The following is a 12324-nucleotide window of genomic DNA, read 5'->3' as shown; positions in this document are numbered from 1 at the left end:
GGTCGGGCGTTCAGGCCGGTGCCGCGGCGTGATCGACGCGACGGGCATCGGGCGCGTCGAAGAGCATGGCCTCGTAGGCGCTCACGCTGCCGTCGGGCAGCAGCGCGTCCAGCGCCGGACAGTCCAGCGCCGGGTGGTCGGCGCGGGCCCGTCCGCGCAACTCGGCGGCCAGCGCGCGCAGCCGGCGCGAGCCCTCCTGGATGCGGGCCTTGAAGCCGGCCGCGTCGACCGGCTCCTGCAGGCTCGCGTTGAGCGCGACGAACCAAGGGATCGAGGCCTGGTCCAGCATCACCGGCCGGTTGCGGCGCTGGCTGTGGTGACCCCACTCGCGCAGCAGCGACTGGACCTCGACGTTGAGCTGCTGGCACAGGCTCAGCTCGTCACGCAGCTGCGACAGAATGCCCAGGTCGGTCAGGCGCTGGTGGCAGAACAGCTGGGCCAGGATGCTCCAGTAGTAGGTGTAGTCCCACACCACCTTGGCCGGCAGCACCTCCGGGTCGCCGAACAGGTCGTACTGGTCGACGTAGAGCGCCAGCGTGCTGTCGTAGAAGGACCGGAAGATCTGCTCGTAGACCTGGGTGTGGGCCTCCAGCCGCTGGCCGGCCCGGTCGCGCAGGACCAGTTCGGTGATGAAGGTGTTGCCGATGCCGATGAAGTCGCTGCCGGGCGAGTAGAAGGGGTCGAGGAAGCGCCCGGCCTCGCCGGCCAGCGCCCAGCGCCGGGCCGAGAAGACCTGGCTGCAGTCGTAGGAGAAGCGGCGGAAGAAGGCGAAGTCCTGCAGGTCGTCGCGGCGCGGATCGAGCGCGTCGAACAGCGCCGGCTGGTAGCGCCCGAACCAGTCCATGGCCTTGTCGAAGGTGTCCATGGTGTCGATCGGGTGGATGCGTGGATCGGCCACGATGCCCACCGAATGCGACCCCGAGGACAGCGGGATCAGCCAGACCCAGTAGCCGCGCCCGACCAGGTGGTTGGTCGACAGCCAGCGCGTCGGCGTGACGCAGCGGGCCTGCCAGTCGGGGTTGTCGCTCCAGCGGTCGATCTCGATCCTGCCCTTGACCCGGAACCAGATCGCGTGGGCCGGGTGGGCGTTCTCGCGCGCCAGGCCGAGCTGGCGCTTGATCAGTCCGGCGCGGCCGCAGGCGTCGATCACCCAGCGCGCCTCGACCGGCTGCTGCGGCTCGCCGGCGCGTTGCCAGCTGACGCGGTGCGGGCCGTCGTCCTCGCTCAGGGTGACCTGGCGGATCAGCGCGCTGTCGACGAAGCGGATGCCGCGACGCTGGCATTCCTCGCCGAGGAAGTTCTCGAAGCTGCCGCGGTCGATCTGGTAGCTCGGCACCGGCAGTGGCCGGCTGGCGCCCAGCTCGGTGACCTGGTCGATGTCGCGCCGGCCCTCGGAGAAGAAGAAGCGGAAGCCGAACTTGCGCAGCTGCGCGCCGCGCAGGTGCTCGCCCAGCCCGAGCACATGCTCGAAGTAGTGGGCGCCGATCTCGACCGACGATTCGCCGACCTTGTGGCAGGCCAGCGGCACCGGGTGCGTGCGGCGCTCCAGCACCAGGATGTCGAGTGCCGGGTCGCGCTGCCGCAGCTGCAGCGCCAGCGTCAGGCCGGCCAGGCCGCCGCCCATGATGACGATGTCGTGCGTGCGGGCGGCCGTGCCGGTTTCGGGGGGGCTGGCGGCGTTCGTGCGTGCTTCGAGCGTGCTCATGCGGGGTCGATCCTCGGGGACGTGCGGGATGGCCGGGCCATCATGCCTCAGGCCTGTTGCGGCCGTCTTGACCGGCGCCGGCCGGATCGGTGTCCAGACGTTCGAGCCCGATCGCCAGGCCCGTGCCGCCGGTCGAGCGGTCCAGGGGCAGATCCAGCGACAACGGTCCGGTTCCCGAGGTGTCGAGCGACGCCAGGGCTTCGGCCAGCGGCAGCGCATCGGCCATGGCGTGCCCGGCCAGCGCGCGGGCGGCGGCGCTGTGCAGCGCGGTCCTTGCCGCGACCGGGCCGGGCGCGAGCCGCAGCGCCCGCGTCGAGCGCGCCGTGCGATGCGGGCTCAGCACCAGCGCGAAGGCCAGCAGGCCGTGGTCGGCATGGACCTCGGCCAGCCGGCCGGCGGCGGCGGTGTCCAGCCCGACCAGCAGCACCGGCGCGTCGTCGGCCGCGCACAGGCCGGCGGCTTCGAGCAGGCCGGCCGCGAAGGTGCAGCCCTGTTGCGCGACGGCGCTGCTGCCGCGGCCGCAGCCGCTGGCGATGGCCCAGTAGCCCGAGGCGGCGTTGTGGACCGAGTGGTGGAAGCGCGTCGGCGACAGCAGCAGCGGATCGGCCGCCAGCGTGCTGCACAGCGCGTCGACGATGGCCAGGTCGCCATGGGTGGACGCGAAGACGCTGGCCGGTGGATCGTCGGCCAGGCCGGCGGCGGCGACGGCCGCCTGCGCCACCTCCAGCGCCAGCAGCACCGAGTCGGGCGCGCGGCGGCGCTCGTTGGCCGCCAGCATCGTGGCGGCCGGGCGCTTCTGCGGTGCGACCGCAGCGCCTGCCACCTCGTCGCGCAGCGCGGCGGCGGCCGTGGCCCAGTCCGGCCAGGCGGGGCTCCAGCAGGCGATGCCGTCGATGTAGAGCGTGAGCGCGCTCATGCGACGGCCCCGGCGCGGCCGAACAGCAGCACGCAGTTGTTGCCGCCGAAGCCGAAGGAATGGCTGGCCGCCAGGTCTGCGCGGCCGGCGGGATCGGCCACCAGGCGCAGCTGCTGGCCGAACGGCGCCGGCAGGGCCGGGTCGACGTCGACGCAGCCGACGCTGCCCGGCAGGCCGGCGCCGCCGAGCGCCTCCAGGCAGGCGACCGCCTGCACGATGCCGGCCGCGCCCATGGTGTGACCCGTCAGGCCCTTGGCGGCGCTGGCATGCACGTCGGCGCGGTAGCGGCGCGCGACCAGCGCGGCCTCGACCTCGTCGTTGCGGGCGCTGGCGGTGCCGTGCAGGCAGACCAGGTCGACCGCCCCGGCGTCCACCCCGGCCCGCGCCAGCGCGTCGTCCAGCGCCCGTTCGGCGCCCAGGCCCTGCGGGTGCGGGCTGGACATGTGGTGGGCGTCGTTCGATTCGCCGTGGCCGACCAGGCAGGGTGTGGCCGGGTCGTCGCCGGCGGTCCGTCGTTCCAGCAGCGCGTAGCCGGCCGCCTCGCCGATGCTGATGCCGTCGCGTGCCGCGTCGAACGGCCGGCAGGGCGAGGCCGAGACCAGCCCCAGCGCGCGGAAGCCGAACAGCACGCTGGCGCACAGCGCGTCGACACCGCCGACCACCACCGCGTCGACCCAGCCCAGCCGCAGCCAGCGTTCGGCGCTGGCGAAGACCTTGGCGCTGGACGAGCAGGCGGTCGACACCGTCAAGGCCGGCCCGCGCAGGCCCAGCGCCTCGGCGACGAAGCCGGTGACCGCATGCGGTGTGTTGAGCGTCGGGTGGCGCAGCACCTCGGGCACCGGCGCGCCGGCCGGCCAGTCCCGCCAGGCCTGTTCGCTGACGCCAATGGTCGAGGCCGAGGTGCCCAGCAGCAGCCCGACCCGCGCCGCGCCCCAGCGCTGCACGGCGGCCTGCGTCGCGGCCCGGAAGCCGTCGGCCTGCAGGCCCAGCCAGGCCAGCCGCAGCGCCCGGGCGGATGCCAGGTCGCGGTCGGCCAGCGCGGCGGGGAAGGGCGGCCAGGCCGGATCGGGCGCATCGAGTGCATCGACGGCGCCGACCCAGGTGGCCAGCGGCCAGGCCGGCCAGCGCGTGGCGTCGAGCGGGCGCAGCGCCGAGGCGCGACCGGCCAGGCCGCTGGCCAGCGCCGCGCGGCCCAGGCCAGCGGCGCTGCTGACGGTCCAGGCGCGCACGGCGATGGGTGGGATCGGGGCGGGCATGGGTTGCCTCTCGGTCTCAGCGGGTCGGTGTGGCCGGTCGTTTCGGTGCAAACGCGGCCGACAGCAGCAGCGCCAGCAGCGCGCCGGGCGCGACCACCCGGCCCATCGCCGACAGCGCCGGGATGGCCGAGCAGGCCAGCAGCGCGAAGGACAGCACCAGCGTCAGGTTGGCCAGCGCCAGCGAGGCGAGCGTGTCGTCGTCCGGCTGGGGCTGGTCGCGCAGCAGGTCGAAGAACAGCGCGTAGTTGGAGCCCACCGCGACCACCAGCAGCAGCCCGATCAGGTGCAGGATGCCCAGCGGAACGCCCAGTGCGGCGCAGCCGCCCATCGTCAGCAGCACGGCCAGCAGCAGCGGCTGGCAGACCGCGACGATGCGGCGCGGCGCGCGCAGCGACAGGCCGATCAGCCCCAGCACGACGACCGCGCCAACCAGCGCCTGCGCCTGTGCCTCGCCCAGGTAGCGCTGGTACATGCGGCGCAGCTCGATGCCGATGTCGAGCATCACCACCTCGTCGACGCCGGCCAGCGCCGCGCGCACCTGGGGCGCGTCGATGCCGCGGGCCGCATCGGCCGGCGTCAGCGGCAGCAGCGCGGTCCAGCGGCCGTCCTCGCCTTTGAGCAGCAGCGCGTTGACGAGCGGCGCGAGCGCACCCGTCGCGGCCTGCTCGGGCGTGTCGTCGGCAGGCTGGCGGGCCTGCTCGACGGCGGCCAGGAAGGGTTGCAGGCGACGCGCCGGCAGCGGGCCGTCGGCGGTGGCCTCGGCCAGCGCCGCCTGCAGGGCCCCGGGTGCGGGCAGTGCGGCGCGGCGGCGCGCCTGGGTCTCCAGGCTGGGCAGGAAGCGGGCGACGCTGCTGTAGCCGCCCAGCACGCCCTGGTCGACCAGCGCATCCAGCCGCGCACCGACCGCCTCGGCGCGCCGCAGCACGGCCTGCGCGTCGTCGCCCCGCACGGCGATCAGCGAGCCGCTGTCGTCCGCACCCAGGTCGGCGCGCAGGCTGGCATCGAGGGCCAGCTGGGCCGGGTCGATCGGGCTCAGCGAGGCCAGCTCGGTGCCCCAGATCGCGCCGCGCGCCACCATGGCCACGACCGCGAAGATGCCCAGCGCGAGCCACAGCATGCGGGTGCGCGGCAGCCAGGCGAACAGCTCGCGCGCGGCCCGGCCGAGCTGGCGGCGCAGGCCCATGCCGCGCGCGCCGTCGGGCATCAGCACCGGCATCAGCCAGCGCGTGGTGGCGACGGCCGCCAGCAGGCCCGCGATCGAGAACACGCCCAGCTGCTGCAGGCCGGGGAAGCCCGAGAACAGCAACGCCGCGAAGCCGCACACCGAGGTCAGCAGGCCCAGGCGCACGGTCGGCCAGTTCTCGCGCAGCCAATGGCGCCAGCCGTCGCCGGCGCCGCCGTGGCGGCGGGCCTGGATCAGGTAATAGATGGCGTAGTCGACCGCCTCGCCGATCAGCGTCGAGCCGAAACCCAGCGTCACGCCATGCACGTTGCCGAACACCAGCCCGACCGCGGCGATGCCGGCGGCGATGCCGGTGGCCACCGGCAGCAGCGCGGTGGCCAGCGCGGCGATCGAGGCGAAGGCGACCAGCAGCAACAGGCTCATCAGCACGGTGCCGGCGGCGGCCAGGAGGTGGACCTCGCGTTCGATGCCGGCGCGGCTGTCGACCGCAAAGACCGGCGCGCCGGTCAGCTGCAGGCCCAGGCCCTGCGCGGCCAGCGGGCCGAAGTCGGCGCGCACGCGGTCGATCGCCCGCTGCATCGCGTCGAGGTCCGCACCCGGCGCGCGGGTGCTGGCCATCAGCACGGCGCGCGGCTCGCTGCGGCCGACCCAGACGCCGTCCTGCGTGCGCGGTGCGCCGGCCGGGATCAGGGCCTCGGCGATGCGGCGGGTCTCGCCGGTCGGGTCGGTCTCCAGGATGGGCTTGATCAGTGCGCCGGCCGGCGTGCCCAGCAGCGACAGGGTCTCGTCGATGGCCTCGCGCAGGCCGTCGGGCTGGAAGCGTTCGGGCGTGACGGCCGGGCTGAGCGTGTAGCGGCGCTCGAACACCCAGCGGCCGACCTCGGCCCAGGCATCGTTCTCGCCGTTGCTGACCTGCTCGAACAGGCCGCTGTCGCGCAGCGCGGCGGCCAGCGTCCTGGAGGCGGCGGCCCGCTGCGCCGCGTCGCCGCCGGTGATGCCCAGCATCAGCGTGCGGGCCGGCGCGCCGCTGCGCACCTGGTCGATCAGCACGCGCTGGCGGGCGTCGGCGCTGGCCGGCAGGAAGGCCGACAGGTCGGCCACGAAGGGCGTGCGGGCGATCACCGCCGCGCACAGCGCCAGCGCCAGCAGCCACAGGCCGATGACGCCCAGGCGGTGGGTCCGGCCGAGGCCGGAATCGGGCAGCGTCGGGATCATGGAAGCCAGGAGAACAGGGGCCGGGGCGGGCGGTACACGGCAGCCGTCAGCGGGCGGCGTCGACCGACCGCCAGGCCTGCCAGGCGCTGGCCAGCGTGACGCGCTCGAACTCGGGATGCAGGCGGTAGCGCAGCAGGTACTCGCCGACGAACAGGCCGATCGCGGCCAGCGGCGTCAGCACGTTGCAGTAGAAGCTCCACCACGACCAGGGCGTCAGCCGGTAGATCAGCAGCGACACGCCGATCATCCCGATGAAGTAGCCGCACCAGATGGCGGTCAGCCGGCGGGTGTAGACGCGTTGCGCGTCGGGCAGGCTGCGCTGCAGCCGCACGGCCATCTGCGTGATCAGCGGCGTCGAGCCCTCGCGCAGCGTGATGCCGAAGCCGTAGGCCATGACCGCGTGCATCGCGGCATGCTGCAGCACGTAGAGCATCTCGACGCGGCTGCCGCCGTCGTGCTGCTGCACCAGCCACAGCACCCCGCCGAGGCCAGCCGCGCCGACCAGCGAGGGCCGGTGACGCCTGGCGAGTCCGGCGACCAGCAGGCCACCCAGCAGCGGGCCGAACAGCACCGCGATGGACCAGGGCTGTTCGGGCCACCAGGCCATCAGGGCATGCGAGAGCAGCGCGTAGCCCGCGAGGGCGGTGGCGACCGCGGCGATCCGCCAGCGCGTCATCGGCAGTCGGCTCGCGGCTTATTGGGTGCGGTGGCGGGCGACGTGCTCGGCCAGGCTGCGCAGCGACTGGAAGATGCGCTGGTTGTTCTCGTCGTCCGAGCGCAGCTGGAAGCCGTAGCGCTGCGAGACCGCCAGCGCGACCTCGAGGATGTCGATCGAGTCCAGCCCCAGGCCGTCGCCGTACAGCGGCGCGGTCGGGTCGATGTCGGCGGCGGCGACTTCCAGGTTCAGGGCAGAAACGAAGATGTCGGCCAGCTCACGCTCGATCACGGACGGGTCGGTGGTGGGGGTCGGGCTGGTCACGAAGGCACTCCGCAGGGCTGGTTGGGTGAGGCGACGGCCGGCTGGCCGCGAGCGCCGGATTGTAGGAGGCGCCTGGACGGTGGCCGCCGGGCCGGCGCATGCCAATAAAATGGCGGTTTGCTCTTTCAACGACCCCTCACCACACCATGTCCAAAGACATCAAGCGCGTTGTCCTCGCCTACTCCGGTGGTCTCGACACCTCGGTCATCCTGAAGTGGCTGCAAGACCAGTATCAATGCGAGGTGGTGACCTTCACCGCCGACATCGGGCAGGGCGAGGAGGTCGAGCCGGCGCGCGCCAAGGCGCTGAAGATGGGCATCAAGCCCGAGAACATCTTCATCGACGACCTGCGTGAGGAATTCGTCCGCGACTTCGTCTTCCCGATGTTCCGCGCCAACGCGCTGTACGAGGGCGAGTACCTGCTCGGCACCTCGATCGCGCGTCCGCTGATCGCCAAGCGCCTGATCGACATCGCCCGCAAGACCCGCGCCGACGCCATCAGCCACGGCGCCACCGGCAAGGGCAACGACCAGGTCCGCTTCGAGCTCGGCGCCTACGCGCTGATGCCCAACGTCAAGGTCATCGCCCCGTGGCGGGAGTGGGACCTGCTGTCGCGCGAGAAGCTGCTGGCCTACGCCGACAAGCACAAGATCCCGGTCGACTTCAAGAAGCGCAAGGGCGGCGCGCCCTACTCGATGGACGCCAACCTGCTGCACATCAGCTATGAAGGCGGCATCCTCGAGGACCCGAACTTCGCGCCCGAGGACAACATGTGGCGCCTGACGGTCAGCCCCGAGAAGGCGCCGTCCAAGCCGCAGGTCGTCGAGCTGAGCTACGTCAAGGGCGACATCGTCGCCATCGACGGCGTCGCGATGAGCCCGGCCACCGTGCTGGAGACGCTCAACAAGATCGGCGGCAAGCACGGCATCGGCCGCCTCGACAAGGTCGAGAACCGCTACGTCGGCATGAAGAGCCGCGGCTGCTACGAGACCCCTGGCGGCACCATCATGCTGGCCGGCCACCGCGCGATCGAGTCGATCACGCTGGACCGCGAGGTCCTCGCGCTCAAGGACGACCTGATGCCGCGCTATGCGCGCATGGTCTACAACGGCTACTGGTTCGCGCCCGAGCGCGAGCTGCTGCAGGTCCTGATCGACGCGTCGCAGCAGACCGTCAACGGCAGCGTCAAGCTCAAGCTCTACAAGGGCACGATCATGTGCGTCGGCCGCGAATCGGCGACCGACAGCCTGTTCGACATGAAGATCTCGACCTTCGACGACGACGGCGGCGCCTACAACCAGGCCGATGCCGGCGGCTTCATCAAGCTCAACGCGCTGCGCATGCGCATCGCGGCCAACGCCAAGGCGGCCCGCAAGACGGCAGCCAAGTCGGCGGCCAAGGCTGCCAAGCCTGCGGTCAAGGCAGCGGCCAAGGCGGAGGTCAAGTCGGCCAAGCCCGCCGAGACGCCGGCCCGCAAGCGCGCCCCGGCCAAGAAGGCTGGCGCCTGATCCACCACCTCCAGGAAGACTCGACATGAGCAAGCTGCAACTCGCCGTCGCCAGCGTCGGCACCCAGGCCAACGTCTACTTCGACGGCAAGTGCGTCTCGCACGGCATCACCCTGGCCGACGGCACGAAGAAGAGCGTCGGCGTGATCCTGCCGGCCGCGCTGACCTTCAACACCGGCGCGCCGGAGGTGATGGAGACCGTCGCCGGTTCCTGCCGCATCAAGCTGGCCGGCTCCGACCAGTGGCAGACCTACGGCCCGGGCCAGTCCTTCGACGTGCCCGGCAACTCGTCCTTCGAGATCGTCGTCGAAGGCGAGCCGTACCACTACATCTGCCACTTCGGCTGATCCGACCGTGACCGGTTGCCGGACCTGCGCGGTCCGGTGACCCGGCGCGGCCTGTGCAGGCCGCGCGCACCTCAAGAAAATCCGGCGGATGCCGAAACCGGCAAACAGCGCGTCCGATCGACGCGCGGCCCGTCCGGCGTCGGATCCCACCGATGGCCGTTCCTGTCGCCATCACCGTCGTCTCCGGAGGTGTGTCCCATGCTGATTTCCCGTCGCCAATTGCTTGCCTGCGTGGCCGCCTGCACCACCGTGCTGGCCACCGCCCCCGCCGCCCATGCGCTCGACAAGCCCAAGGGCAAGGTCGTGCTGACCGTGTCCGGCAAGATCTCCCAGTCCAACGCACCCGGCAAGGTCGAGTTCGACATGGACATGCTGGCTGCCCTGCCGCAGCACAGCTTCACGACCATGACGCCCTGGTACAAGGAGCCGCGAAAGTTCACCGGCCCGCTGCTGCGTGACGTGCTGGCCGCTGCCGGCGTGCAGGGCAAGCTGATCAAGGCCGTCGCGCTCAACGACTACAAGGCCGAGCTGCCGGTCGACGACAGCGCCAGGTTCCCGGTCGTGCTGGCCCGCCTGATGGATGACAAGCCGATGCCGGTGCGCGACAAGGGCCCGCTGTTCATCGTCTATCCCTACGACACCGACGAGGTGCTGCGCTCGGAGCGTTACTACAACCGCTCGGCCTGGCAGCTCAAGAGCCTCGAGATCGAATAAGTCGCCCGGACGTGCCTCCCATGCCCTTGAGCCCCGACGGCCTCGACGCTTCCGGGACGGTCGCCGCGCGGTCCCGCGCGGACGGGCTCGGCCGCTGGCTGACCGTGCTGGCCGGCGTGCTGCTGGCGGTCTTCGCCGGGGTCGCCTGGGTGCAGTCGCAGTCGCTGGCGCTGCTCAACGGCACGGTGCAATACCAGGGCGACAACCTGGTCTGGAGCTTCTACCAGGTCGAGTCCGAGTTCGAGAAGCTGCGCAGCCAGGCGCGCGAACTCAGCTTCGATCCCTCGCCCGAGAAGGTCGAGGCGGTCCAGACCCGCTATGAACTGTTCGTCAGCCGCCTCAGCCTGATCGAGCTGGACCGCACCGAGGACCTGCTCAAGCACCTGCCCCTGCAACAGCAGGTGCTCGACCAGATCCACGCCTTCGTGGCCCAGGCCGACGGCCAGATCGGCCCGGATGTCCGGCCCAGCATGGAGCCGGCCTTCTGGCGCCAGCTTGAAGCCCGCATGGAGCCCATCGCCGGCCCCATCCACGAGCTGTCGCTGCAGGCCAACCGCGGCATCGCCGAACAGGTCGCGGCCCGCAACGACGCGGTGCGGCAGCAGAACCGCATCGCCATCGGCCTGACGGTCTTCCAGTCGCTGCTGACGCTGCTGTTCGCCATCGTCGTGGTGCGCCAGGTGCGGGCGCTGCAACAGCGTCGCAGCCACCTCGAGGCGCTCGCCGAGAGCCTGCAGGAGGCCCGGCTGGAGGCCGAGCAGGCCAGCCGCGCCAAGAGCGCCTTCCTGGCCAACATGAGCCATGAGCTGCGCACGCCGTTCAACGGCCTGCTGGGCATGCTGTCGCTGCTGCAGCGTTCGCGGCTGGACGCCACGCAAGCCGACTACCTGCTCACCGCGCGCGAGTCCGGCGAGCACCTGCTGGGCATCCTCAACGACGTGCTGGACATCTCCAAGCTGGAGTCCGGCCGGCTCGAGATCAGCACCGCGCCGACCTCGCTGCACCGCGTGCTGGGCGACGTGCGTTCGGTGATGAGTCCGCAGGCCCAGGCCAAGGGCCTGCACTGGCACGTCACGCTGGCCGAGAACGTGCCGGTCTGGATCGACACCGACGCCAAGCGCCTCAAGCAGATCCTGTTCAACCTGGTCGGCAACGCGCTGAAGTTCACCGAGCGGGGCGAGGTCAGCCTGGTGGTCGACTGCCTGGACGCCGACCTGCGCCAGGGCCGGGCCGAGCCGCTGCTGCGGCTGCGCGTCAGCGACACCGGCATCGGCATGGATGCGGCCACGCTGACGCGGCTGTTCCAGCGCTTCAGCCAGGGCGACGAGACCATCAACCGCCGCTACGGCGGCACCGGCCTGGGGCTGGAGATCTCGCGTTCGCTGTCGCGCATGATGGGCGGCGACATCCAGGTCGAGAGCCGACCCGGCGAGGGCAGCGCCTTCACGCTGGTCCTGCCGCTGCGGGTGGTCGACGAGCCGCGCGCGGTCGCCGATGCCGCGATGCCGGACTCGGGCTGGCGCGACTCGGTCGCTGCCGCGCTCGATGAGCCCGGCGAGCACGACCTGCAGCCGCTCGAAGTGCTGGTGACCGACGACCACCCGGTCAACCGCAAGTTCATCCATGCGCTGCTGAGCCAGCTGGGCCACCACGTCACCTTCGCCGAGGACGGCCAGCAGGCGCTCGACAAGGTCCGCAGCCACAGCTTCGACCTGGTGCTGATGGACGTGCACATGCCGGTGATGGACGGCATCGCCGCGACCCGCGCGATCCGCGCGCTCGACGGTCCGGTGGCGCGCACCCGCATCGTCGCGTTGACGGCCGATGCCTTCACCGAATCGCGCCAGCGTGTCTTCGACGCCGGCATGGACGACTTCCTCGCCAAGCCGGTGCAGGTCGAGGAGATCGAGCTGCTGTTCAAGCGCCATTTCGGCTCACGTGGCCGCATCGAGCCGCGCCGTGCCGAGGTGGTCGCGCCAGCGCCCGTGTCGCAGCCGATGCCGGCCCGGACGCCGCTGGTGACGGCCGTGCCGACACCGTTGTCGACGCTGGTCGAGGCACCGGTCCGGGCCGCCGCCGCACCTCCGCCACCTCCGCCACCTCCGCCACCTCCGCCACCACCACGTCGTCGTTTCCGTCGTGGCGACGCCGCCCGCGTGCTCGACCTGGAGGCCATCGGCGAGGTCTGCGTGGCCGTGTCCATCGGTGGCTACGGCGCGCTGCTGGGCGGCTTCCTGGCCGACGAGTCGAGCACGCTGGCCGAGCTGCTGGAGGTGCTGCAGGCGGCCGACGGTTCACGCCTGAAGGCGGCCGGCCACAAGCTCAAGGGCGCGGCGGCCAACCTGGGCCTGCGCGAGCTGGCCCAGACCGCCCGCGAGATCGAGCAGGGCGGCGAGGCCTTCGACGCCGCGCAGTGCGCCCAGTACGCCACCCGGCTGGCCGAGGAATTCGACACCGCCCGCGTGCTGTGCGCCCGCATGGGCTGGGTCGGCGCCTGAGCGT

10 protein-coding genes are annotated in these 12324 nt (G+C 72.1%); 4 read left to right on the top strand and 6 right to left on the bottom strand.

The features are described from left to right. Nucleotides 1-10: 10 nt before the first annotated feature. The 6 genes from Q8X39_RS19855 to Q8X39_RS19830 are packed head-to-tail and all read right to left on the bottom strand — an operon-like array spanning nt 11 to nt 7254. Nucleotides 11-1705: an NAD(P)/FAD-dependent oxidoreductase gene (locus Q8X39_RS19855; protein ID WP_305751435.1), complete on the bottom strand. Its 1695-nt coding sequence runs from the start codon at nt 1703-1705 to the stop codon at nt 11-13. Nucleotides 1706-1745: 40 nt separating this feature from the next. Further along, on the bottom strand, nt 1746-2621 hold the full coding sequence (locus tag Q8X39_RS19850; protein ID WP_305751434.1) for a beta-ketoacyl synthase chain length factor: 876 nt from the start codon (nt 2619-2621) through the stop codon (nt 1746-1748). Further along, on the bottom strand, nt 2618-3877 hold the full coding sequence (locus Q8X39_RS19845) for a beta-ketoacyl synthase N-terminal-like domain-containing protein (RefSeq protein WP_305751433.1): 1260 nt from the start codon (nt 3875-3877) through the stop codon (nt 2618-2620). The genes Q8X39_RS19850 and Q8X39_RS19845 overlap by 4 nt, the downstream gene beginning before the upstream one ends. 16 nt (nt 3878-3893) lie before the next feature. Further along, entirely contained in the window at nt 3894-6275 is a 2382-nt protein-coding gene (locus Q8X39_RS19840; protein ID WP_305751432.1) for an MMPL family transporter, read from the bottom strand. A 46-nt stretch (nt 6276-6321) separates the two neighbouring features. Then, the gene (locus Q8X39_RS19835) at nt 6322-6951 is read right to left on the bottom strand and encodes a COG4648 family protein (protein ID WP_305751431.1); all 630 of its coding nucleotides are present in this window, start codon (nt 6949-6951) and stop codon (nt 6322-6324) included. Nucleotides 6952-6969: 18 nt separating this feature from the next. Then, nucleotides 6970-7254, bottom strand: coding sequence for a phosphopantetheine-binding protein (locus Q8X39_RS19830; protein ID WP_305751430.1), 285 nt, complete (start codon nt 7252-7254; stop codon nt 6970-6972). A gap of 146 nt (nt 7255-7400) precedes the next feature. On the opposite strand from Q8X39_RS19830, the gene Q8X39_RS19825 reads away from it, so the two are divergent. From Q8X39_RS19825 to Q8X39_RS19810, 4 genes are all read left to right on the top strand, one after another. Next, nucleotides 7401-8762, top strand: coding sequence for an argininosuccinate synthase (locus tag Q8X39_RS19825; RefSeq protein WP_305751429.1), 1362 nt, complete (start codon nt 7401-7403; stop codon nt 8760-8762). A gap of 25 nt (nt 8763-8787) precedes the next feature. Next, nucleotides 8788-9108: a pyrimidine/purine nucleoside phosphorylase gene (gene ppnP, locus Q8X39_RS19820; RefSeq protein ID WP_305751428.1), complete on the top strand. Its 321-nt coding sequence runs from the start codon at nt 8788-8790 to the stop codon at nt 9106-9108. A 198-nt stretch (nt 9109-9306) separates the two neighbouring features. Next, entirely contained in the window at nt 9307-9822 is a 516-nt protein-coding gene (locus Q8X39_RS19815; protein WP_369538130.1) for a putative pterin-binding protein, read from the top strand. Between the two features lie 20 nt (nt 9823-9842). After that, nucleotides 9843-12320, top strand: a complete 2478-nt coding sequence (locus tag Q8X39_RS19810) for an ATP-binding protein (RefSeq protein WP_305751427.1) — start codon at nt 9843-9845, stop codon at nt 12318-12320. Nucleotides 12321-12324 lie beyond the last annotated feature (4 nt).

This window comes from Leptothrix discophora, assembly GCF_030705305.1.
GTDB classification, from domain to species: domain Bacteria; phylum Pseudomonadota; class Gammaproteobacteria; order Burkholderiales; family Burkholderiaceae_C; genus Sphaerotilus; species Sphaerotilus discophorus.
Note: the sequence above shows the minus strand (reverse complement) of the source record. Positions and strands in the feature narration are given on the sequence as shown.